We start from the raw sequence: 23,362 nt of genomic DNA, 5'->3' as shown, positions 1-23,362 counted from the left end.
CCATGAGCAGATACGTCGAGAACATGCAACGCCACGTGCACAGCCGCCACATGGTCGAACAGGACATGGACTGGCTCAAGGAATTCCGCGACGACCCCGACTATCCCGGCCCGGAATCGGAGCCGGTGCGCGTATGGAGAAGCCGCGACTACCAGGCCATGCTCTACATCGACCGTGACAGCGGCATGAAGCGCCTCACCATCACCCGAGTCCAGATCGACAGATACACCGGCGAATACCGCGAAGGCATCAGCTGGGACGCCCTGCAGCAGATCAAGAACGAAACCATCGGCGAAGACGCCTGGGCCGTCGAATGCTACCCGCCAGAACGATACGTGCAGAACGTCGCCAACATGCGCCACCTGTGGATCCTCGACACCGAGCCACGCTTCGGCTGGAAACAACTAACCGGCCACACGACGGAGCCCGAGCACGACGACAACGAACCGCCGGCCTATCACGGCGGCATCCACCAGATCATCATCGGAGGCGAATCATGAGCCAGCAGGCAACCGCATGGACCCTCTACGAAGCGCCCATCGAACTCGACGCCATCGAATTCCGACTCCTCACCATCATCGCCGACAACGTCGATAACGAAGGCCGAGGCTTCGGCAAAAGCGTCAAAACCCTCATGGAACTCTACCGGGCGCCCATCGGCGAACGCACCGTGCGCGCCAAACTCGCCCACATGGTCGAAATCGGCGTGCTGCGCGAAGGCGACCAACGCCTCGTCTCCTACCTCCCCGGCAACCGCAGGCCCAAGGTCTACGACATCGTCATGAACGACAGGGGTGCAGAATATGCACCCCTGAACGACGATGACGCATACCCGATCAACGAACCCGCGTCGGAGCCAGAAACCGAAACAGAATCGGAACCGGTCATCGCTGCCGACGAATGGACCACCGACGAAGCCGACCCCGACGCATCACAGGGGTGCAGCAGGGGTGCAGCAGGGGTGCAGCTGACCTGCAGCAGGGGTGCACGTATAGCTGCAGACAAGAGTATTAAATCTATTAAGAATATTAAGAACATTAAGAGAGAGTACGCGCGCGCAAAAACGCAAACCGAAACCACCACCAGCCAGCCCACGGATCCACGCCAAGCGCTCGCCGACTTCCAACCCGACCAGACGCACATCGCGCTCGCCGACGCGTTCGGCCTCGACCTCGACTACGAGCTCGCCAAATTCCGCGATGCGCTCGACGCCAACGGCAAGTACCCGTCCAATCCGGCGCCGGCGTTCCGCAACTGGCTGCGCCGCGGCAAGGAGATCGGGCTGAGCGGCGCCAAGCTCGGCACCGGCATGCCCGATGCCCCGGATCCGGCCGATATGGAGCTGGAACGCAGGGCGCGCAAGCTCGTCGACAGCTCCACACGCCTCAAGCAACGCCAACCGGACCCGGCTATCCGCCACGAGTGGATCCCGGCCGTGGCACGGCTCCTCGGCCAGGGCAAAGCGCCCACCGACATCGTGGATCGGATCTGCCTCGACCAGCCGGACGAACTCACCGAACTCGGCATCCACGTCGACGGACTCGAGGCCATCGCATGAACGGCAAAGTCCAGGAAACCATCGACTGGCATACCGCCAAACCCACGGAGCTCGACGGGGCACGTTGCATCCTCATGACCCAGGCCGGCACCATCATCGACGGCCGACTCAAAGCAAGCTACCCGCACGACGGCTACCAGGCCACCCGGTTCACCCTCGACGACACCGAGCAAAACCTCAAAGGCATGCGGATCCTCAGCGTCAACCCCAAACACGACACCGCGATCCTCCAACCCCACATCACAACCCTCACCGTCCTGAAAGGCTAGGAAACCCATGAACACAAGCGACGCGCACGCCATCACCGTCGGCGGCCAGCCCATCACGCCGGAACCCACCGACGCGCTCCTCTGGCTCGACGTGGAAACCACCGGACTCGATACGAACACCTGTTCGATACTCGAAATCGGAGTCATATGCACCAGCCTCGACGCGACCAGGGAGTTCGGCCGCTACGAGACCGTCATCCACATCGACTCCAGCCAACTCCTCGAGATCGCGCTGCCCGCCCTGAGGATGCACACCGCCAACGGCCTCCTCGCCGACTGCGAACAAGCAGGCAGCAGCGAACAGGAAGCCGCCGACGACCTCGCCGACTTCATCGACCGGCTCACCACCAACCGTAACCTCACGCTCCATCCCGCAGGCACCAACGTCCAACACTTCGACCTGCCCGCCATCGACCACCTGCTCGAACAACACGACTACCACGGCTTCCTCGCCAACCAACTCCACTACCGAGCCCTCGACCTGACCAGCCTGCGCCTCCTATGGCAATCACTCGGCCACAACCCCTACCAACACCACCAACACGGCACCCACCGCGTCCACGACTGCCTCACCAGAGACATCACCGAATACCGAAACATCCGCCAACAGATCAAGGACCACACCGCATGAAACGCACCAACACCCGCAACGCACGCGCCACCCTCACCACACTCGGCAAAACCATCCTCTCCATCAACCTCCTCGCCGTCATCTTCACCGCACTACGCCTCGCCAACATCACCGACTGGAGCTGGTGGATCGTACTCCTACCCATCTGGGGACCAGCCGCATACGTGGCACTCACCCTCGCCTTCTGCACCATCGGCCTCATCGCCACAACCATCCTCGACCACCTCGACCACACCAACACCAAGGACAACCAATGAACAAGCTCCTCAACCACATCTTCAAAGACTGGACCCTCGAAGAATTCACCGGCCTCCTCTTCGCCCTCATAGCGCTCGCCGCCGCCACAGGCCTCATCGCCACCATCGGACTCATCGGCTACACCATCGCCACCGGCAACGACCAACCCAAACAAACCACCATCCAAAAAATCGAAACCACCGGCGACATCAAACGCTTCTGCATCGAAATCAAAACCGGCGACCACATCGACGCAATCGACTGCGAACTCATCGACCCCATGACCGGAGGCGTAGCCAAATGACCGAACGCCACGGCAAAATCCTCACCTACCAACAAATCAAAACCGCGCTCGCCGACTGGCACAAACGCAACCGGTTCCTCACCACCGAAGAAGCGCTCACCCGCGAAGCCAGCTTCATCTACGACAACTACGGCACCAACTACTACATCGAATACCCGCCATCGCCACCCACAACCAACACCAACCCGTGAGACAATGGACAACGGGCATGAAGCCAACCGAACAGCAGCAAAACCACACTGACGGACCCGGAGGAACCATGCCCACACCAGCCCAACAACTCCACAACAACCTGCGAACACTCAAAGACGGCTGGCCCATACTCAGCCTCATCGCCGCCAAAAAAGCCAACATCATGGCACGCAGCACCAGCAACGGCACCCACAGCATCGCACCCATCCCCGTCAACATCGACGCATGGCAACTCAAACAAGACATCGACCTCCTCACACGCAAACTCACCCGAGCCGCAGGCCTCCACCCACACCGCGGCATGGACGTCCCGGCACTCCTCAAAGGCATCATGCTCCACGAAACCAACCTCCTCGCACACGACGACGCCGACGCCATCACCGAGCAAATCGCGCTCGCCGCCGTGCGCATGGATCGGATGCTGAACCCGCCTCCGGCGTGCAAGATGATCGGGCCTTGCCCGAAGTGCGGCTATGAGCTGTGGTGCACGGAGCTGGAGATGTTCTCGGGGTACAAGGCCTGTGACCGTTGCCGGGGCGAGTGGCGGATTAAGGATGTGCAGCAGGCCAGCGTCCTGCGGCTGGCCCTCGGCGGAGCGCAAGGCACTGCGGCGGCCATTGCCCGGTGGATGGATCCCTACGGGGTGGCGGTCAAGCCGAACACGATAACCAAGTGGGCCAAACGAGGGATTCTGGAACCGGTGAACGTGGATGAGAACGGCAATCCGGTCTACAACGTGTGGGACGTTTGGCAGGCCTTCACCCGACGAGACAGGGGCAAGTGACACGCCGAAGGTCTTGACAGACGCAAACTGTCACCGCTAGAACTACTATCGTTGGTTATTTCTGTAACCACTTGGATACTTTGAAACCCCGGGCGCTTGCGCTTCGGGGTTTTCTTATGCCCGATCCCGCGAAGGGAGGCCCACGAATGACGGCTCCCAGCAGAAAGGTCAGAAAGGGCGGACGTCAGTTCGAGAAGGACCGCAAGGCGTTCTTCCTGAAGTGCAAGGCCGAGCGCGCGGTCTGCTGGCTGTGCGGAATGCCCATCGACTATGAGGCGCCGCAGAACACCAGCGATGACTCGTACAACCTCGACCACTTCTACCCGGTGACCAAACGTCCCGATCTGCAGCACGACCCGGCCGGCTTCAGGCCGAGCCATACGCAATGCAACAACCTTCGAGGCAACAAGGATCCGGCGACGCCAATCGGCGCGCTGTCAAGGCAATGGATACGCACAGCATAGGAGCCGCCACCATGACCGATATCGAGGAACCAGTCAAGACGCAGCAAGGAGAAACCATCGGGAAGGCGCATCAGCCCATCAGCCTGCACATCTCGGCAAGCGTCGGAGACTACGAGGCCAATCTGGTCGACCTGGAAGTGGACATGCCCATCGACATGGAACCGTGGATGAGCGGCAACACCCTGTTCGTGCCGAAAACGGATGCGAAAGCGCTCACCAAACGCCTCACGAAAGGCATCAACGCGTTCGTCGAAGCATTCGCGGACCGGTAGGGGCGTTCGAATCGCGAAAACGGCCTCCGGTGGAAGACTACCCGCGTGCCCGCAGTTCCTCTCCCTCCGAAAATGACCACCCCATCGCGCGTGCGCGCGGGAAAGGAGCCGAAGTGGCGAATCTGAAAATCGAGACCATGCCAGTCGGCGACCTCACCGCCTACCATCGCAACCCGCGTCGCGGCAACGTCAATGCCATCGCTGAAAGCCTCAAGGCGCGCGGACAATACAAGCCCATCGTCGTCAACAAGGGCACCAAGACCGGCATCGCCAATGAGATACTCGCCGGTAACCACACATGGCAGGCCGCCAAGAGCCTCGGCTGGACGACCATCGAAACCGTGACCGTCGACCTCGACGCGGATCAGGCCGCGCAGATCGTGCTCGCCGACAATCGCATCGCCGACCTCGGCGGCTACGACACCGACGCGCTCGCCGAACTGTTGGAGGGCATCGAACAGCCGACTGTGGGCACCGGATACAGCGCCGACGACATCGCCGAGATCATCGCCGCCGCGAGACCCGCGCCCAATGAGCTCAAAGACCCAGACGACGTGCCATCGGTGCCGAAGAAGCCCTATACGAAGCCCGGCCAGATATGGAGGCTCGGCGACAGCCTGCTCGTCGTCGGCTCCAGCACCGACGAACAGCTCATCACCAAGGCGGCCGGCATGATCGGCCAGCCATCATGCATCTGGACGGACCCGCCCTACGGCGTCGCCTACCAGGGCGGCACCAAGGAGCATCTCACCATCGAGAATGACAACGACCCCAACAAGGCCGTCGAAATCACCAAACAGGCCATGCAGGTCGCCACCAAGATCTGCAAGCCAGGATGCCCGTTCTACATGGCCCACTCTGACAGCCTGCGCGTCCAATTCCAGCAGGCGGTCGAATCCATCGGCCTCAGATGGCGGCAGACCCTCATCTGGGTCAAAGACCAATTCACGCTAGGCCACTCCGACTACCAGCAGCAGACCGAACCGATAGCCGCCGGCAACCTGCCCGACAAGCCGCTCACCGAATACGAGCCCATCGGCTACGGATTCACGCGGGGGGGGGGCGGCCGTCTCGGCCGAGGAAGCGCGAACTGGCGCGGCGACAACAAACAATCGACCGTCCTGCAATTCCCCAAGCCCAAAGCCAACAGGGAGCATCCGACGATGAAACCCGTTGAACTCATCCAAAGCATGCTCAAAAACAGCTGCAGGCCTGGCGGCATCGTCTACGACCCGTTCGCCGGCAGCGGCTCCACGCTCATCGCCGCCCACGGGCTGCGCATGAAAGCGCTCGCCGTCGAACTCGACCCGAAATACGCCGACGTGATCTGCCGGCGATTCCAGGAATACACCGGCATCATGCCGGAACTCGACGGCAAGCCACACGACTTCACCGCAAGCGACTGAAAGAAGGTGAGGAACATTGACCGCCGAAACCGACGCCAAGGCCCTCAACCTGTTCCTCGCCGCCACCCCGATCGGCCAGATCAAAACCAAGATGGGCTACCGGTCGACCACCAGCGCGATGGCCGCCATAACACGCGCCCTCAAAAGCGCACGCTCAGGCAAAAACCCGGACACCGCGCGAAGCATCGAAATCGAACGCCTCGACAGCATCTACCGGCAGATCTACCCGCTCGCCCTCCAACAGGACGCCAAAGCCATAGACCAATGCCTCAAGATCGGCGAACAACGCCTACGGCTCATGGACGCACCGACCAAGGCGCAGAAGGGACTGCTCAAAGCATACGAGGACACCGTCAAAGCACTCGATGACCGACTGAAGCCCGAAGACAGCGCCCTCATCCAATCCGGCCGAATGATCGCCAGCCAAATCGACTACGCCGTCACCCACGGCACCGGCATCGAAGTCACCAAAGCCCTCTACCTCATGCCACACCTGATGAACGTGCTCCGGGAGCTCGGAGCCACGCCAGACGCGCGCGGCTCCATCGCCAACGCGCTCCAGGAAACGAAACCAAAACAGGTGGCCGACGAATTCGAGGAATACCTGGCAAAAATGACCTAGGAGGATGCACATGGACATCGGCGAAATCAACGACGACGCCCACGGCATCACCACCCCAAGAATCTACACGCCACCACTGCGGCCCCTCACCCCGGCAACCTCCGACGGCTACGGAGTCATCGAATTCGCCGAACGTTTCCTCCACGTGAACCTCTACCCGTGGCAGAAATGGCTGCTCATCCACGGACTCGAAACCAACCCAGACGGATCCTACCGATTCCGCCGCGTCGTCGCCGAAGTCGCACGCCAGAACGGCAAAACCACCGTCATGAGCGTCCTATGCGCATGGTGGCTGTTCGTCGACTCCGGCCGCCGACCCGAACTCTCCCCATCATGGAAGTTCCTCATCGTCGGAGCCGCCCAGACCCTCGACAACGCCAGAGCCCCATACTCCGCCGTACTCAACTGGTGCAACCCCACGCCACAAACCGACGAGGAAGCAGCGCTCGCGGTGCCCGCATTGCAGAAGCGCGTGCAACGGGTCAACAACAGCCACGGCGAGGAAGCGATTATCTGCCGCAACAAGGCGCAATACATCGTCCGAGCCGACAAGAACATCCGTTCGAAATCCGCCAGCCGCGTCGTGTTCGACGAGCTGCGCGAACAGCACACGGACGACGGCTGGAACGCGGTCAGCCAGACCACGAAAGCCATCTGGTCCAGCCAACTGTGGGGCATCAGCAACGCCGGCGATTACCGCAGCATCGTGCTACGTAGGGTCGTGGACGAAGGGCGCAGGCTTTCCGACTCGTGGAACGCGAGCGTCGAAACCGGCCAGCAGACCATCGACGAATGGACGGAAGCGCATGACACATCCTACGGGTACTTCGAATGGAGCGCGCCGGATGGGTGCGAGCTTGATGACCTGGACGGCATACGTCAGGCGAATCCCTCCCTTGGCTATGGGCCGATGACCTACCGGAGCGTGATCGCCGACATCAACGGCATGACCGAGGCGGCATACCGCACCGAGGTGCTCTGCCAGTGGGTGACCGCCGACATTATCCCGTTCATTGATCCGAAGCAATGGAAACGCGGCATCGACAAAAAATCCAGCATCCCGTTCGAGAACCGTGTGGTGCTCAGCGTGGACACTTCGGCGGATCGTGAGACCACATACGTCGCGGCCGCCGGATACCGGGCTGACGGGCTGCCGCACGTCGAATTGATCATGCGGCGTGACGGCATGCTTTGGGTGCCCAAGTATCTGGGCATGCTGCGTGAATCATGGCCGAACATCACCGAGATAGCCATCCAATCGAAAGGCTGTCCGGCCGTCGATTTCTGCGATCCTCTCGCCGAAGCGGGCTGGACGGTGCACATGATCGAAGGCTTCCGGGTCGGCGCGTGCACCGGCCGGTTCAAGGACCGCGTGAAGGAAGGCAAGCTCCGGCATCTGCCACAGCCGGCCATCGAACAGCAGGTGAGCGTGGCCATCACCAGACGACTCGGCGAAGTCGAGGTATGGGACCGGCAGAAATCGGCCATGCACATCAGCGGCCTCATCGCCGAAAGCCAGGCGCTCTACGCGTTGGAGACCATGAACGCCGAACCTGTGAAACAACAGCGCAGCGCATATGACAGCGAAACCGGGCACGGACTGCTCGTTCTCTAGGAAGGAGGCTGAACCTTGGGCATCTGGCAGAAACTCACCGGCATATTCCGCCCCACCTACCACATCAGCTTTGACATGACCGATGCGATGACCATCATCCAAGGCCAATCGGAGACCGAACTGTACAAGACCCAGCCTCATCTGCGCACGGTCATCAGCTTCCTCGCCGACAACGTCGCTCAGGTCGGATTGAAGGAATTCCGCCGAATCTCCGACACCGACCGTCAGCGCATCACGGACTCGCCGCTCATCAACCTGCTCAAGCAGCCGAATCCGGACATGACCGGTTTCGAGCTGCTCCGCCAATTGACCGCGGATCTGGCACTCCATGACGTGGCCTACTGGATCGTCACCCAATCCCCGGAACGGGGTATGGAGAGATTCGGCGGCTGGCAGATCAGGCCGATCCCCCCATCATGGGTGACGGCCAAGCAGGAAGGCAGCGTGTTCGCTCCCGCCTCCTACCGCGTGGATACGGGACTCGGCCGAGGCTGGTTCGACGTGCCCGCCGAGAACATGCTGGTGTTCCACGGCTGGAATCCCACAGACCCGACCAACGGGGTCACGCCGGTCATGGCGCTGAAGGACATCATCAACGAGCAGATCCAAGCCTGGAGCTACCGCACGCAGACATGGCAGCGCGGCGGCCGCGTCGGCACCGTGCTCGTCAGACCGAAGGACGCGCCGCCATGGGATGACACCGCGCGCGAACGCTTCGCCCGCGGCTGGAAGGAATTCACCGACAAGGGAGCCCGCGCCGGCAGCACCCCGCTGCTCGAGGATGGCATGGAACTCAAACGCCTCGGCTTCAACGCGCGCGAGGAGGAATTCAGCGAAGTCACGAAGCTCAGCCTGCAGACCGTGGCCAGCATCTACCACGTCAGCCCGGTCATGGTCGGCATCCTCGACAACGCGAACTTCTCCAACACCAAAGAGTTCCGAAAAATGCTGTATTCGGAGACCTTGGGCCCGACCATGCGCATGATCGAGGACCGGCTCAACACGTTCCTCGCCCCGATGATCGGCGCCGACCCGCTCGACTACGTGGAATTCGACATCCGCGCGAAACTGAGCGGCGACTTCGAGGAACAGGCCAGCGTGCTCTCCACATCGGTGGGAGCCCCCTGGATCACACCCAACGAAGCCCGAGCCACACAGAACCTGCCCCGCATCGAAGGCGGCGACAGCCTCACGGTGCCACTCAACGTCACCCAGGGAGGCCAGGCGAGCCCTCAGGACGGCGGCGACCCGATACGTCCAGCATCCGATACGGATGAAACCACGAAGAACCATGTCATCGCCATGTGGAAGGCAAGGCTCGACAAAAGCGTGCGCAGCAAACTCGGCGCCGGCATCGACGTGGAAAGCATCGGCTGGCTCAAATGGCAGAACGAGCTCCAATCCGACATGACCATCACCGCGCATATCGACCAATTCAACAGCGGGCTCATCGCCCTGGACGAAACCCGCAAAGCACATGACGAATACGCGAAGGAGCAACAGCATGCGGACCAAACAACTTGATTGCCGGTTCAAGACCAACGAAGAGACCGACGACCTGCAGGAAGGCGAATTCATCGCCTATCCCAGCACGTTCACCCGCCAACCCGACTGCTACGGCGACGTGGTGGCCCCCGGAGCATTCCTCGACAGCATCACCCACTGGAAGGAAAGCGGCAACACCATGCCCGTGCTCTACGGGCACCGCATGGACGACCCCGACTACAACATCGGAGGCGTCACCGACATGGGCGAAGACGACCACGGCTGGTGGATCCGCGGCAGATTCGACATGGACTCACCCAAGGCCGCGCAGACCTACCGACTCGTGAAAGCCAAACGAATCTCGCAGCTGTCCTTCGCGTTCAACGTGGACGACGAAGGCACCGTCACCCTCGATGACGGCACTAAAGCCAACGAACTCAGGAAGCTCACCGTCTACGAGGCCAGCTTCGTGCCCATCGGAGCGAACCAGGACACCAGCGTCGTCGCCATCAAAAGCATCGGCGAACAATTCACCAAATCCGGCCGCATGCTCAGCGCCGCGAACGTGGACATGCTCACCGGCATCAGCGAACAACTGGCGCAGGCCTCCAAACAGATGAAGGATTTTCTGGCATCGGCGACGGCCAGCCAGGAGCAAGAAAACAACCAGAGCGACGGTGCGAAGGCATCGGAGCCGGACAAGGCCAAGAACGAGGAGCCCCAAGGGGCCAAGTCCGAGGAGCCCAACCGGAAAGCCGAAGCGGAAGCGCTCGACCTCGCCATTCGAATCGCCCTCAAAGGGCAGAAAGGAGAGTAGGCATGTCCACTCTCATCGAAAAGCGAGCCGCGCTGATGGCGCAGCTCAAGGAGAAGCAGGCCGGACTCAAGGCCGGGGAAATCAGCGACGATGACGCCACCGCCATCAAGCAGCTGCTCGACCAGGTCGACCAGCTCGACCAGCAGATCGGCAAGGCCGAAGACCAGGCGCAGATGATCGCCAAGATCGGTGCGCTCGCCGCCGCGTCGACCCCCACCGGCAATAATTCCAGTGGCCAGAACGATGAGACTCCGGCCAAAAACGCCGGCGACCTGTTCGTCAAGTCGTATGCGAAGAACGTGGGCACCCGCCTCAAGGCCGGCTACGCGGTCGAATTCAAGGCCAACACCGACACCCAGACCGTAGGGGACTCCACGGGAGCTTTCGAGCCATATACGGTGCAGACCGACACCCAGGCCGTGTTCCCGTACCAGCGTCCGCTCGCGGTGGCCGACCTGTTCAGCCAGGGCACCATGGGAGCCTCCACGAACGCCGTCAAATACCCGGTGTTCGGCGAACTGGAAGGCTCCGCGGGCACCGTGGCTGAAGGCGGCCTCAAGCCCCAGCTGCACTTCCCGGATCCGAAGTGGAAGGCCGATGACCTCAAGGAGGTCGCCGGCTGGTTCGCCGTCTCCGACAACATGCTCGACGACCTCGACTGGCTGCGTGGCGAGATCACCGACTTCGCCGCATACAACATCCAGCTGCTCGAAGAGACCCAGCTGCTCTCCGGAGATGGCGCGGACAACAACATCGACGGCCTGTTCAACCGCGAGATCCAGACCCTCGGCCAGGGCGACGACTCCGACGCGGACCGCATCTTCAAGTGCCGCAAGCTCATCGCCACCGCCACCGGGTTCCAGCCGGACGGCATCGTCATCAACCCGACCGACTACGAGGCCATCCGCCTGTCCAAGGACGCGAACGGCCAGTACTTCGGCGGCGGGTTCTTCACCGGCCAGTACGGCCAGGGCGGCATCATGCAGGATCCGCCGCTGTGGGGCGTCAAGACCGTGGTCACCGAAGCCATCGCACCCGGCACCGCGCTCGTCGGCGCTTTCAAGGCAGGCGGCAAGGTGCTGCGCAAGGGCGGCCTGCGCATCGAATCCACCAACGCGCACGCCGACTACTTCATCAACGACAAGGTCGCCATCCGCCTCAAGGAACGCCTCACCCTCCAGGTGAAGTACCCGAAGGCCTTCGTCAAGGTCACGCTCGGCAAGCCGACCACGACCACGAAGTAGCCCCGACCATAGGAAGGAGAGCCCCGATGGCAGAAAACTCCAAAGGCACCCCGGACATCATCGAGAACCCCGGCGAGTTCACCACCGACGGGCTCTTCTTCCTCCGTGCCGCACAAGCCGCGATCCGCCGCGAATGCGGATGGCACGTCACCCCCAGCTGGACGCACACCATCCGCGTCGACGGCTACGGCGGCGGCACCCTCATACTCCCCAGCAGCCACGTCACCGACATCAGCGGCCTCGAATTCGACGGCATCGACCACGTCGATGACATCGACTGGTCGGAGAAAGGCACCGTGGTTCTCCGCCACGGCACGCTGCCGGACAGACCCGGAGCCATAAGGGTCACACTCACCGACGGCTGGGAACCCGAAGACGTGCCGGAACTGCACACGCTCATGCTCTCCCTGGCCAAACGAGCCGCCACGGCACCGGCGCCGATGATAGCCTCGCAAAGCACCAACGGCAGCAGCATCAGCTACATCACCAACGGCGGCGCCCCGATAGGACTCCAACTATTCGAAGCGGAAAAACGCCAGCTCGACCCATACCGACTCACATGGGGAGCACGAACGGCATGAACGCGCTCGACTACATCACCACCGGCTCAAACGGATTCTCACTCTCCGGAGCCACCGACTTCCAAAGGCTGCGAGCCAGACGCACACCCCGCGCCATGAATCCGAAGCAAACCGATGAGGATTGGCAGCACCCCGACATCATCGAAATTCGAGGCGCGCTCGCATCCTCCACCAGCACGCGGCTTCCCGACGCGCTGGATATGCAGACCACCAGCACCGCCGTGCTCACCATCGACAATCCCAAAGCCGATGTGCGCATAGGCGACCGCATCAGAGCCATGCCGGATGACGGCCGCCTATGGGAGGTCAGCGGCTTCCCCTCGAACGACGTGAACGCGTTCAGCGGCTGGCAGCCCACACTCGAAATCCAACTCACCGAATGGAGGGGATGACACATGCCAGCGGCAGGACAGACCACGGTCGACTTCAATGAGGCTTTCTTCGACGAGATGCTCAATTCGGCCGGGGTGAGGGCCCTGACCAGAGGAGCGGCCGAGAAAGCCCTCAACATCGCCAAGGCGAACGCCCCGGTGGATACCGGAGCCTATCGAGACGGTCTGCAAGTGGAGGCCGTGCAGCATGCGCACCGCACCACCTACATGGTGGTCGGCACCGACGCGAAGACCATGCTCATCGAATCGCAGACCGGCAACCTCGTCAAGGCATTGAAGAAGGCGAAATCATGAGCGTGCTTTCACCGGACATCGAGCAATGGCTGTGCGATTATCTGCGGGACCGGGTCTACGACGTGGAAGGCCTGCAATTCGACAACCGGAAACCGGAAGCCTACCGCGGCGATTATCCGCTCGTCACCATCCGAGACGACAGCGGCTCCGGCGACGGGCTCGCGCAATTCGACCGCAGCGTCGGCGTCAACATCTACGGGTGGACCCGCGCCCATGACAAGCCGTGCAAGGACCTCGCACGCCGCATCCAATCCATGCTCATGGACGACGCCATCGCATCCGCCGATAATTCGCCCGTCATAGCGGTCGACCACTCCCAATGCAACGGCCCCTACGTGGTGCCTGAGAACGAGCCCACCGCCCACTACTACCTGATCATCGCCTATTCGGTGATCGGAGAAATCCAATAACCCAACCAACAACACCGAAAGGAACCACCATGACAGCAGACGCCCAGGGCAACGACCTGACAGCGGTCAAGTACGTAACCTCATCCAAAATCATCATCGCCCCATACAATCCAACCGCGAAGCTCACCGCATCCATGATCGCGAAAACCGTGGCAGACCCGATCACCACGCTCAAGGACATCTTCAGCAAGGGACACGCGGTCGGCCTCATCACCAGCGACGGCGCGCCACAGGACGCGCGAGACTCCGATGACGCCACCGAATTCCATCAGCCCGGCTACATGCTCAACGCCGACCCGAACCTCACCCTCGCGTTCACGGTCGCCGAAGACAACGAAACCGTGCGCGGCATGACCATCGGCACCCCCGATGCCGACGGCGTCTACCACGTGAGCGACACCATCCAGGATTCCAAGTGGATCGCCTACCAAGAGACGCACTACAAGACCGGCACAATCCGCCGCCGCCTCGGCGTACTGCAGACCACCGGCAGCGAACCCGCGCAGGACACGCGAGGCGAAGTCTCCGGCATCGCACTGACCACCACCTGGCAGAAGGACAGCATCGTCGACAACGGCAACAGCCGCTACCTGCAGTCCTACTACACGCCGACCACCACCGACACCGAGACCGGCAAGTAAACCAAACGTCCCTCGCATGAGCTTCTTCTCCCATCGGCATGCGAGGGACCTCCCGCCGATGGGAGAAACCGATAGGAGAACACCATGGCCGCAACCGAATGGACACCAACCCCGGAAGACTTCGAAAACTGGACCGACGACGACGAACAATCCGCGCTCGACGCCATCGCCTCGCGGATGAAGATCAGCCACATCATCAAGAACGACGAATACTGGGCGCTCGCACCCGGCGGAGTCATCTACAAGCTGCCGATGTTCCTCAGCATCCATGATTTCGAGGCCCTCTCGTCCGCCGCCGATGATTCCGAAAGCATCGAACAGATCAAGCGCATCCTCACCCAGTTCGCCGGCGAGGAACAGGCGAAGAAGCTCGAGGCTGGTCCGACACAGATCGCGTTCAACCTGCTTCAGGACTACGGGGCCACCCTGATGAAGACCCAAGGCGTCGAATTGGGAAAATCGCAGGATTCTGCAGAACCCTCAGCTCCAAAGAAGGAGTGAAGGTACGCGCCGACTTCGCCAAAGCCGGCTGGAGCTTGGAACGCGACCTCGGCCGACGGCTGCGCTTCGTGGACGCGATAAGCCTCCACGAGGCCATGAGCGTCGACCCGTCAACATACACGGGAGCCTCAGCCCTGGGTCTCGCGTTCCCCATGACCGCCACCGACATCACCATCCTGCACGCCATCGGCGCCAACGGACTGGTGGACACAAGTGACGACAGCGGGGCTCCGGATGATTCTGCGCCGGCGGAAATCCACGACGCCGAGACCCACGAGAGCGCCCTATTCAGCATGTAACACCCAATAAGGAGGACTCCAATGGCGGGAGGCGCAGAGGTCGGCACCGGCCACATCTCCATATTCCCCGTGATGAACGGCTTCCGAAACGCCGTGAACAAGGAGATGAAGAACGCCGGCAAAACCGGGTCGAAAACCTTCGACAAGGCCTTCGGCACCGGCAAGAAGATAGGCAGCCGGTTCGGCACGTCCTTCAAGAACGGATTCAAAGGCAGCGCAGGCCAGCAGCTCGCCGACGATGTGCTCAAGCCGTTCAAGAAGGACGTGGCGCAAGCCACCTCCAAAGCCTCCGCCGCCCTTCTCAACTACAAGCAATCCACCGTGGCCGTCGCCGCGGCCCAGGACAAACTCAACGCCGCCATCGCGAAATACGGTGCCGACAGCACCCAGGCCCAGGCCGCCGCGATCAAGGTCGAACAGGCCCAGCTTCGCCAATCGGTGGCGCTCGAGAAATCCAACGAAGCCGCCCGCAAACTCGCCGAAGCGAAAAAGGTGCTGCAGGCTGCGGAATCCGAACTCACCATGAACAACGGCAAGGCCACAGTCTCCTTCAAGACCATGGCCAGCTCGTTCGCGGCCGGATTCTCCAGCATCAGCCGAGGCCAATCCACCTTCACCGGACTCTCCGGAGCGCTCGGTAGCCTCGTGCGCAGCCTGCTCGGCGTTGACGCCATCTGGAAACCGTTGGGCGCGAAGATCAGCGGCTTCGCCAGCACGGCAGTGGCCAAACTCAGCGGCTTCGCCGTACAGGTCGGCGCGAAAATCCAAACCGGACTCAAAGGAGCCATCAGCGCCGTCCAACAAACCCTCAAAGGGTGGGGCAGCAGCATCGCCACAACCGTGTCAGGCATCGCCAAACCAATCGGCGCGGCAATCAACGCCTGGACGCAACCGATCCGCGACTGGGGAAGCAGAACCGGCTCCGTCATCAAAAACGCGGTCACCACCTGGACCGCACCCATCCGCTCATTCGGCGGCAAAATCGGCTCCGCCATCGGAAACGTCGCAGGAAAAGTAGGACAGAAACTCGCCCCGGTCGCCAACGTGGCCAAGAACTACTTCGGCAACATCGCCACCGCAGCCGGAGCCGTATGGTCCAAACTCCCAGCCGGAGCGCAGACCGCCGCCGGGGCAATCGGCAGCACGCTCGGCAACCTCGCCTCCAGCGCAGGCAACGCATTCAAGAGCCTCGCCTCCAGCGCCGGCTCGCACCTCAAGAGCCTCGCCACCGGAGCGGTCGCCGCAGTGGGAGCGGGCATCACCGCCATTGGAGCCACCGTACTCGCCACAGGCAAGCAGGCGCTCGCCGCCTACGCCACGTGGGAGCAGGCGGTCGGCGGCGTGGACACCCTGTTCAAGGATGCCAGCGGCACGGTGCAGAAGTATGCGTCCGAAGCGTACAAGACCGCAGGCATCGGCGCGAACGACTACATGAACCAGGTCACGAGCTTCGCCGCAAGCCTCGTGAGCTCGCTGGGCGGCGATACCGCCAAGGCCGCCGAGATGGGCAACCAGGCCATCATCGACATGTCGGACAACGCCAACAAGATGGGCACCGACATAGGCAGCATCCAGCAGACCTACCAGTCGCTCGCTCGTGGCAACTACGCCATGCTCGACAACTTGAAGTTGGGCTATGGCGGCACCAAGAGCGAGATGGAACGCCTCATCTCGGATGCGAACAAGCTGCCCGGCGTGCTCAAGGACGGCAACGACCTGAGCATCGATTCATTCTCCGACGTGGTCGAGGCCATCAGCCGAGTCCAGAAGGAGATGGGCATCAGCGGCACCACCGCAAGGGAAGCGGCGACCACCATCGAGGGATCCGTGAACTCGATGAAGGCCGCCTGGCAGAACTGGCTCGCCGGCCTCGGCAACAGCAACGCGGACATGGGTTCGTTGAGCCAGCAGCTCGCCGAAAGCATCGGCACCGCGCTCAAGAACATACTGCCCCGAGTGGGCCAGATTGCCAAGGGCGTCGTGAAGGCGATACCCGCATTGTTCGCCGATCTGGTGACGCTCCTGCCCAAACCGTTCCAGGACGCGATCAACGCCATCGGCAGCGTGTTCAACGGATTGGGCGACATGTTCAAACCCGTGCAGAACGCCATCGCCCCGCTGATCGCCGCGTTCGTGGCGCTCGGAGCCGGTGGCATCGCCCCGCTGCTGTCCAAGATTCCGCTGCTTGGCGGGGTCTTGGGAGGATTGAGCGGACCGTTGGCCGCATTGGGCGGTCCCATCGGCATCGCCGTGGCCGCCATCGGCGCGCTCATCGCCACCACGCCGAAACTGCGTGAGGCGTTCGGCGAACAGGCATCCGCCTTGTTCGCCCGGTTCAAGGCCGAGATTGCGAGCATGCAGCCCGCGTTCGACGCGTTGGTGAAAAGCATCCAGGGCATGCTCAAGCAGATCATGCCGGTCATCACCGATGCCATCGGCCAGTTGATACCGGTTGTTGGCTCCATCATCCAGACGATGCTGCCGCTGATCCCCACGATCATCGAGCCGCTCATCAACGGACTCACCGGCCTCATGCCGGCAATCAGCCAGATCGTGACGAGCCTGCTGCCGCCATTGACGGACGCCATAGCGGCACTGCTGCCATTGGCCGCGCAGATCATCAGCATGATCACGCAGATATCCGGGCAGATGCTCGCCGCGCTCATGCCCGTCATCCAGCAGATCGTGGACTTCATCGGACAGATGGCAGCCGCCATCGGCCCGGTAATCCAGCAGCTGATCCCGGTAATCCAACAGACCGTGGCAAGCATAGTCGCGCTGCTCCAGCAACTCATGCCGGTGATACAAGGCATCGTCTCGGTGGTGGGAGCCGTGGTATCCGCAATCATCGGATTCATCACCGGGTCGCTGCTGCCAGCCGTGCAGGCGATGCTCCCATACGTGTCAGGCGTGATCAGTGGAATCAGCGGCGTCATCCAGGCCGTCGTCGGCATAGTCTCCGGCGTCATCAGCATGGTCACCTCACTGATCAACGGCGACTGGCAAGGCGCATGGAACGCGTTCAAGAGCATCCTCTCCAACGCGGCAAGCGGCATCGGCAGCGCACTGCAAGGCGTCATCAGCGCCATCAAAGGCGTGTTCGCCGGAGCGGGCACTCTGCTTCTCAGTGCAGGCCAGGCCATCGTCCAAGGTCTCATCGACGGCATCACCGGCATGATCAGCAAAGCCGGCAGCGCCATCAAAGGCGTCATGGACACCATCAGCTCGTTCATCCCGCACTCGCCAGCCAAGCGAGGTCCCTTCTCAGGCAACGGATGGACGCCGCACCGCGGCCGCGCCATCGTCGAAGGCCTCGTCGAAGGCATGGACAAGGCAAGCCCCGAAGCGGCCAAATCCATCCGCGGAGTGATGACCGGCATCAGCGGTGCCATGACCACGAACAGCCAGATCGACACGACAGCCGCGACCATCGGAACAACGGCGCTCGCCGCCGGCGCCTCCGGCAGCCTCGCGGATCTCATCACCGAGATACGCGGCCTGCGCTCCGACCTGCAGTCACTGCACGACGATCTCGGCCCGACCATCGCGTCATACGCGCCGACCATGACCATCCGCGAAACCAAGCGCAAGCTCGGCATAGTCCAAGGAGGGAACCGATGAGAACCATGACCTACACCTGCGGCGCCACCCAGCACCGCGTGGTCGACCTCATCGCACCCGACGGCATCATGGTCAACCGCATCGAATCCCTGCGCACCCACGCATGGGATGTGGAGCTCGCCGCACACGGCATCGACTCCGCCGCACTCAACGCCTCCACCGTGCAACTGGAGGCGAAGTGCGCGGATCTAACGATTCTGGACACGGCAAGCAACCTGTTCGACGCCGACATACGGGCCCTAGCCTCCACGGGAAACCGGAACAAAGCCGGAACCATCACCGTGGACGGCTGGGCCCAAGCCGCACTCATCACCGGCATCGAACCATCGCAAGACCTTCCAAACCCAGCGAAATACGCGCTCACCGTCGCGCTCCTCGACGGCGTATGGCGCAAACCAGCCGACACGCAGCACTTCCTCCCGGACGAACTGCAATCCGGCCTCTACCTCGATTACCCCTATGACCACCCCTACGACTACAAGGCGCCAACGCGCGGCGCCGACGCCATCAACACCACCGGCGCCCCAATGCCGTTCAAAATGGTCATCTTCGGTCCCTGCACGAACCCGTCAATCACCATCGGCGGCAACCGATACGAACTGACCATGACCATCCCAGTCGGCGCATACGTCACCATCGACAGCCAAACCGGCCACAAAACCATCACGATGACCGACATCAACGGCGGCACCACCAACGTATTCGACAAAGCCACACGAGGCAACGGCCTCGACGGCGGACGCTACATCTTCCAACCCATACCAGCCGGCGAAACCAACGCCCAATGGAACGGATTCGGCTGGGACCTGACCATCATCATGGAAAGGAGCGCCCCAGCATGGCTGACCTCATAATCACCGACAGCGCCCGCAAGCCCATCGCATCCCTGGACGACTACGAGCTCGACCTGGCCTACGGCAGCGATGAGAACGACTTCAAACTCACCTGCCTGCCACAACCGGCGGCTGGCGCGCTGATCATGATGGACGGCACCGAATACGGCGGCATGGTCACCGTCCGTAACACGGACGGCAGCGTGGAAGGCCCCACCTGGCATGGCATGCTCTCACGTCGAATCCTCCAGCCCGATGCGGGTAAGGACTACCTCACCGTGAGCGGCAACGCCGCGACCATCCTCAACACGTTGTTCAAACGCATCGGCCTCGATACCCTGTTCACCGCCGACGCAAGCACCGTGACCATCGGCAGCTGGCAATTCGACCGATACACGGACGCCTACACGGGCATCACCAAGATGCTTACGGCAAACAACGCGAAACTCCGCCTCACATGGCTCGACGGCCACGTGCACGCCATCGCCAAACCAGTCGACCACTACGGTGACACCATCGACAGCGACCTGCTCACCTTCCAGGCGTCACTCGACTCGCAGCCGGTGAACCACCTCATTGGCCTAGGGCAAGGAGACCTGCACGAACGCGTGGTCGTCCACTGGTATGCGGATGCCAACGGCAAGGTAAGCCAATCCAAGACACTCACAGGGCTCGCGGAATACACGGCCATCTACGACTACAGCAACGCCCAGGCCGACGAACTCAACGAGAAGACCAAAGAGAAACTCGAAGAGCTCCAGATTCAGGGCGGCGTGAGCGTCACACTCAACGACCGCAGCCTCTCAATGGATGTGGGGGATACCGTCACCGGACGAGACAACCAGCTCGGCATCACAATCACCGTGCCGATCTCCAAGAAAATCGTCAAGGTCAACAACGGCATCATGGGCGTCGACTACGAATGCGGCACCGCGGACGGCGTCACCACAAGCCTCAGCGGCACGGCGGAATCCGGTGGCTCCGGCGCCACGTATTACGCGGATGGCACGACCATCACGATGAAGAACAACACGTTCTCGGCCGTGGTCACCCCGTCGCGGGTAGACGGGGTCGAAAAGACCGCCACCGACGCGTACACGCTCGCCTCCGGTTTCTCGGCCGAGATCGGCAAGGCGCAGCAGACAGCCGCCGAAGCCAACGCCATAGCGGCGGCGAACGTGGCGGCTATAACCGCGGCCCTTCCCTTATCCGCGAGCAGAAATGGCCAGGCCGTGCACCTCACTGCAGCGGAGGCCACAGTCAACGGATCAGGACTCATGAGCGCCGCTGACAAAAAGAAACTCGACGGATTGGAGAACTACACGCTTCCAGCTGCCACCAACGGCATGATCGGCGGCGTCAAACCGGACGGCAGCACCATCACCGTCAATGATGATGGCGTCATCACCGCGCACGTCACCTCGGCCGGAGGTGGACCCGTGATGCCGATTGGCTATGTGGTGATGAACACCACCGGCGCCAATCCGACTGTTGACTTCGGCGGCACCTGGGAGCAGCGCCCCTCGCTGGGCGCATATGTGTGGGAAAGGACGAAATGAGATGACGGCGACATTAGGCAGGCTCGGCCTGCTGGAGGCCCGACTGCTGCTCGTGGCCGGCGTGACCAACCACGTGAGGCTGCTGTGGGTGCGCAACATCCTGCGAGCGGACGGCTCTCGCACCGCGGTGCCGGTGGATCTGACCGGGTGGAATCCCCGGCTGCAACTGCGCCGCGACGGCAAGGTGCTGGCGGATCTGAGCGACTGCGTGGCATTGGACGCGCAGGGCCATGTGGACATCCACATCACCGACGAACGCTCCTCGACGCTTTCGCCATACGCGGGGGCGTGGGACCTGCTGCTGGAAAGCCCGCAGGGGGAAGTGACGCGCCTCGTATACGGCGAATGGACAGTCACCAGCGCCATCAGCAGAAAGGAGCTCTCATGATCCGCACACTGGACGGCTGCTCGTGCGACGAGGGGCCGGTAATCATCCTCGAGGACGCGGTCATCGGCGACGTGAGCATCGTCTACGCCACCGACACGGACATCGACAACCTGTTCCCAACACCAACCACAGATAAGGAGGAACACGATGGCTGACACAAGCAAGGTCATCGACCTGGACCGGCTCGCACGGTTCAAAACCAAACAGGACGCGGCCAACGAAGCCAAATTCGCCCTGAAAGGCGAGGGCGGCTCCATCGCCACGGCAGACAAGGCCGGCATCGTCAAACCCGGCGCCGACTTCGACATCACCGAGGATGGCACCATCAGTCTGTACTCGAAGATCGCGGTCACCTCGTTCACCTGCGCGCCGTCGCAGGCCGAACGCGGCGCCACCGTCACGGACGTGGAGCTCGCATGGGGACTGAACAAGATCCCCTCGACGCTCACGCTCGACGACGCGGCTCAGGAGCCGACCTCGAAGGGCGCCTCCCTCAAGGGCGTGAACCTCACCGCGAACAAGCAGTGGACGCTCAAGGCCACCGACGCACGGAACGCCAGCGCATCACGCACGGCGGGAATCACGTTCTACGACAAACGTCACTGGTTCACCGCAACCGACCTCGCCGCCGCGGGTATCACCGACGAGCTCATCAACCAGGCCGCCGGCGAATACGCCACGTCGCGCGCCAAAACGTTCACGCTGACCGCCGGCGATGGACAGCACATCTACTACGCGTTCCCGGCAAGCTGGGGCACGCCCACGTTCAAGGTCGGCGGCTTCGAGGGAGGCTTCAACCTGCTGACCACGTTCGACCACACGAACGCGAGCGGCGCGACCGTCAGCTACGCCGTATGGAAATCCACCAACGCCAACCTCGGCAAGACCACCGTGGAGGTGAGCTGAAATGGCCATCGAACTGATTGACACGCTCGCGCCGAAGAACAACGGCGCGTTCCCCATGGTCAACGCCAAGGATGTGGACGTGGACGGTAAACGACTGCCCGAGAAGCTCAAGGAGCTTGAAACGGCAGCCGGAAACATCGAAGCCGCCACCGACGACGACATCAACAACCTGTTCAACCCCAGCAGCAAGTAACCACCGAAAGGAAGCCATCATGGCAACGAAATTCATCAACCTCGACAACCTCGCCGCGTTCCTCGCGAAGCTCAAGACCCTGTTCGTCGCCAAGGAACTCAAGACCGGCAGCACCGACACCTACAAGGTGCTCTCCGACAACAACCTCACCGACGAACTCGTCACCAAGATCCAGAACGCCGGCGACTCCACATTCTCCGGCGCATACGCGGACCTGACCGGCAAGCCGTCCATCGGAGGCAAGGAAATCGCCAGCGGCGAACAGACCGCCGCCAGCCTCGGACTCGCCACCCCCGCGGACGTGACCACCGCCGCCAGCGATGCGCGCACCGGAGCCGTCGACGACGTCAAGAAGCTCGGCTACCAGACCGCAGCCAACGTCGAGACCGCCATCACCGCGAAGGGCTACCAGACCGCCGCCCAGGTCGACACCATCGTCACCGGCAAGGGCTACCAGACCGCCGCAAACGTGGACGCCAAGGTCAACGCCGCAAAGACCGAACTGCAGAACTCGCTCGGCTCCGCGTTCCGCGCCAAGGGCTCCGCCGCGTTCGCCGACCTGCCCGCACTGGACAAGACCGCCAAAGGCGACGTGTACAACGTCACCAACGCGTTCACCACCACGGCCGACTTCGTCGACGGCGCGGGCAAGAACCTGCCGGCAGGCACCAACGTCGTCGCCGTGGCCGTCACCACCGGCGAAGGCGACAACGCCACCACCACGATGAAATGGGACGCGCTCACCGGCATGATCGACCTGAGCGGCTACATGCTCAAGACCGACCTCGTCGCGGCCACCGACGCCGAAATCGACGCCCTGTTCTAACCGCACCTCCGAAGGAGA

Annotated in this window: 31 protein-coding genes; all 31 read left to right on the top strand. The window is 62.2% G+C overall.

Features of this window, described 5'->3' with window-relative positions; genetic code table 11:
- The first annotated feature begins 2 nt into the window (after positions 1-2).
- The 31 genes from Tam1G_RS09340 to Tam1G_RS09195 all read left to right on the top strand — a co-directional run bounded on the left by Tam1G_RS09340 (position 3) and on the right by Tam1G_RS09195 (position 23,344).
- Positions 3-500 (top strand): DUF7694 domain-containing protein, encoded by a 498-nt coding sequence (locus Tam1G_RS09340; protein ID WP_101626309.1) that lies wholly within the window; start codon positions 3-5, stop codon positions 498-500.
- Entirely contained in the window at positions 497-1,558 is a 1,062-nt protein-coding gene (locus Tam1G_RS09335) for a hypothetical protein (RefSeq protein ID WP_101626308.1), read from the top strand. Before Tam1G_RS09340 ends, Tam1G_RS09335 begins: the two co-directional genes overlap by 4 nt.
- Positions 1,555-1,827 (top strand): hypothetical protein, encoded by a 273-nt coding sequence (locus Tam1G_RS09330; protein WP_101626307.1) that lies wholly within the window; start codon positions 1,555-1,557, stop codon positions 1,825-1,827. Before Tam1G_RS09335 ends, Tam1G_RS09330 begins: the two co-directional genes overlap by 4 nt.
- A gap of 7 nt (positions 1,828-1,834) precedes the next feature.
- Positions 1,835-2,458 (top strand): exonuclease domain-containing protein, encoded by a 624-nt coding sequence (locus Tam1G_RS09325; protein ID WP_242689609.1) that lies wholly within the window; start codon positions 1,835-1,837, stop codon positions 2,456-2,458.
- Positions 2,455-2,715 (top strand): hypothetical protein, encoded by a 261-nt coding sequence (locus tag Tam1G_RS09320; RefSeq protein ID WP_101626306.1) that lies wholly within the window; start codon positions 2,455-2,457, stop codon positions 2,713-2,715. The genes Tam1G_RS09325 and Tam1G_RS09320 overlap by 4 nt, the downstream gene beginning before the upstream one ends.
- Positions 2,712-2,999 carry a tight junction protein ZO-3 gene (locus Tam1G_RS09315; protein WP_101626305.1) on the top strand — a complete coding sequence of 96 codons (288 nt, stop codon included), beginning with the start codon at positions 2,712-2,714 and terminating at the stop codon, positions 2,997-2,999. The genes Tam1G_RS09320 and Tam1G_RS09315 overlap by 4 nt, the downstream gene beginning before the upstream one ends.
- A complete protein-coding gene (locus Tam1G_RS09310; protein WP_101626304.1) occupies positions 2,996-3,190 on the top strand; it encodes a hypothetical protein in 195 nt (64 codons plus the stop codon). The genes Tam1G_RS09315 and Tam1G_RS09310 overlap by 4 nt, the downstream gene beginning before the upstream one ends.
- Before the next feature lie 17 nt (positions 3,191-3,207).
- Positions 3,208-3,975 (top strand): hypothetical protein, encoded by a 768-nt coding sequence (locus tag Tam1G_RS09305; RefSeq protein ID WP_101626303.1) that lies wholly within the window; start codon positions 3,208-3,210, stop codon positions 3,973-3,975.
- Positions 3,976-4,121: 146 nt separating this feature from the next.
- On the top strand, positions 4,122-4,439 hold the full coding sequence (locus Tam1G_RS09300) for a hypothetical protein (RefSeq protein WP_101626302.1): 318 nt from the start codon (positions 4,122-4,124) through the stop codon (positions 4,437-4,439).
- A gap of 11 nt (positions 4,440-4,450) precedes the next feature.
- Positions 4,451-4,711: a hypothetical protein gene (locus Tam1G_RS09295; RefSeq protein ID WP_101626301.1), complete on the top strand. Its 261-nt coding sequence runs from the start codon at positions 4,451-4,453 to the stop codon at positions 4,709-4,711.
- A gap of 113 nt (positions 4,712-4,824) precedes the next feature.
- Complete coding sequence (locus Tam1G_RS09290; RefSeq protein WP_207553032.1) at positions 4,825-6,117, top strand: DNA modification methylase; 1,293 nt, start codon at positions 4,825-4,827, stop codon at positions 6,115-6,117.
- A gap of 16 nt (positions 6,118-6,133) precedes the next feature.
- Positions 6,134-6,739: a terminase small subunit gene (locus tag Tam1G_RS09285; protein WP_101626300.1), complete on the top strand. Its 606-nt coding sequence runs from the start codon at positions 6,134-6,136 to the stop codon at positions 6,737-6,739.
- A gap of 4 nt (positions 6,740-6,743) precedes the next feature.
- Positions 6,744-8,354, top strand: a complete 1,611-nt coding sequence (locus tag Tam1G_RS09280; protein WP_242689610.1) for a terminase — start codon at positions 6,744-6,746, stop codon at positions 8,352-8,354.
- A 15-nt stretch (positions 8,355-8,369) separates the two neighbouring features.
- Positions 8,370-9,878, top strand: a complete 1,509-nt coding sequence (locus Tam1G_RS09275; RefSeq protein WP_101626298.1) for a phage portal protein — start codon at positions 8,370-8,372, stop codon at positions 9,876-9,878.
- Positions 9,859-10,656 (top strand): HK97 family phage prohead protease, encoded by a 798-nt coding sequence (locus Tam1G_RS09270; protein WP_101626297.1) that lies wholly within the window; start codon positions 9,859-9,861, stop codon positions 10,654-10,656. Before Tam1G_RS09275 ends, Tam1G_RS09270 begins: the two co-directional genes overlap by 20 nt.
- Positions 10,657-10,658: 2 nt before the next feature.
- A complete protein-coding gene (locus Tam1G_RS09265) occupies positions 10,659-11,900 on the top strand; it encodes a phage major capsid protein (RefSeq protein ID WP_101626296.1) in 1,242 nt (413 codons plus the stop codon).
- Between the two features lie 26 nt (positions 11,901-11,926).
- The gene (locus Tam1G_RS09260; RefSeq protein WP_101626295.1) at positions 11,927-12,481 is read left to right on the top strand and encodes a hypothetical protein; all 555 of its coding nucleotides are present in this window, start codon (positions 11,927-11,929) and stop codon (positions 12,479-12,481) included.
- Positions 12,460-12,873: a hypothetical protein gene (locus Tam1G_RS09255; RefSeq protein WP_243394878.1), complete on the top strand. Its 414-nt coding sequence runs from the start codon at positions 12,460-12,462 to the stop codon at positions 12,871-12,873. Before Tam1G_RS09260 ends, Tam1G_RS09255 begins: the two co-directional genes overlap by 22 nt.
- Before the next feature lie 3 nt (positions 12,874-12,876).
- On the top strand, positions 12,877-13,167 hold the full coding sequence (locus tag Tam1G_RS09250) for an HK97 gp10 family phage protein (protein ID WP_101626293.1): 291 nt from the start codon (positions 12,877-12,879) through the stop codon (positions 13,165-13,167).
- On the top strand, positions 13,164-13,577 hold the full coding sequence (locus Tam1G_RS09245; RefSeq protein ID WP_242689611.1) for a hypothetical protein: 414 nt from the start codon (positions 13,164-13,166) through the stop codon (positions 13,575-13,577). Before Tam1G_RS09250 ends, Tam1G_RS09245 begins: the two co-directional genes overlap by 4 nt.
- Positions 13,578-13,606: 29 nt before the next feature.
- The gene (locus tag Tam1G_RS09240) at positions 13,607-14,218 is read left to right on the top strand and encodes a hypothetical protein (protein WP_101626291.1); all 612 of its coding nucleotides are present in this window, start codon (positions 13,607-13,609) and stop codon (positions 14,216-14,218) included.
- Between the two features lie 84 nt (positions 14,219-14,302).
- Positions 14,303-14,719 (top strand): hypothetical protein, encoded by a 417-nt coding sequence (locus tag Tam1G_RS09235; protein WP_101626290.1) that lies wholly within the window; start codon positions 14,303-14,305, stop codon positions 14,717-14,719.
- Positions 14,716-15,018, top strand: coding sequence for a hypothetical protein (locus Tam1G_RS09230; RefSeq protein WP_242689612.1), 303 nt, complete (start codon positions 14,716-14,718; stop codon positions 15,016-15,018). The genes Tam1G_RS09235 and Tam1G_RS09230 overlap by 4 nt, the downstream gene beginning before the upstream one ends.
- A 21-nt stretch (positions 15,019-15,039) precedes the next feature.
- The gene (locus Tam1G_RS09225; RefSeq protein WP_242689613.1) at positions 15,040-18,639 is read left to right on the top strand and encodes a hypothetical protein; all 3,600 of its coding nucleotides are present in this window, start codon (positions 15,040-15,042) and stop codon (positions 18,637-18,639) included.
- Positions 18,636-19,493: a hypothetical protein gene (locus Tam1G_RS09220; protein WP_101626289.1), complete on the top strand. Its 858-nt coding sequence runs from the start codon at positions 18,636-18,638 to the stop codon at positions 19,491-19,493. Before Tam1G_RS09225 ends, Tam1G_RS09220 begins: the two co-directional genes overlap by 4 nt.
- Positions 19,478-21,031, top strand: coding sequence for a hypothetical protein (locus Tam1G_RS09215; protein ID WP_101626288.1), 1,554 nt, complete (start codon positions 19,478-19,480; stop codon positions 21,029-21,031). Before Tam1G_RS09220 ends, Tam1G_RS09215 begins: the two co-directional genes overlap by 16 nt.
- Position 21,032: 1 nt before the next feature.
- Complete coding sequence (locus tag Tam1G_RS09210; RefSeq protein WP_101626287.1) at positions 21,033-21,419, top strand: hypothetical protein; 387 nt, start codon at positions 21,033-21,035, stop codon at positions 21,417-21,419.
- A complete protein-coding gene (locus tag Tam1G_RS11720; protein WP_165781975.1) occupies positions 21,416-21,574 on the top strand; it encodes a hypothetical protein in 159 nt (52 codons plus the stop codon). Before Tam1G_RS09210 ends, Tam1G_RS11720 begins: the two co-directional genes overlap by 4 nt.
- The gene (locus tag Tam1G_RS09205; RefSeq protein WP_101626286.1) at positions 21,567-22,325 is read left to right on the top strand and encodes a hypothetical protein; all 759 of its coding nucleotides are present in this window, start codon (positions 21,567-21,569) and stop codon (positions 22,323-22,325) included. Before Tam1G_RS11720 ends, Tam1G_RS09205 begins: the two co-directional genes overlap by 8 nt.
- A 1-nt stretch (position 22,326) precedes the next feature.
- Entirely contained in the window at positions 22,327-22,518 is a 192-nt protein-coding gene (locus tag Tam1G_RS09200) for a hypothetical protein (RefSeq protein ID WP_101626285.1), read from the top strand.
- Between the two features lie 19 nt (positions 22,519-22,537).
- Positions 22,538-23,344 (top strand): hypothetical protein, encoded by an 807-nt coding sequence (locus tag Tam1G_RS09195; protein ID WP_101626284.1) that lies wholly within the window; start codon positions 22,538-22,540, stop codon positions 23,342-23,344.
- The last annotated feature ends 18 nt before the right edge of the window (positions 23,345-23,362 follow it).

It is taken from the genome of Bifidobacterium imperatoris (assembly GCF_002860405.1).
Taxonomy (GTDB): domain Bacteria; phylum Actinomycetota; class Actinomycetes; order Actinomycetales; family Bifidobacteriaceae; genus Bifidobacterium; species Bifidobacterium imperatoris.
The sequence above is the reverse complement of the archived record's forward strand: the minus strand, read 5'-3'. Positions and strand labels throughout refer to the sequence as shown.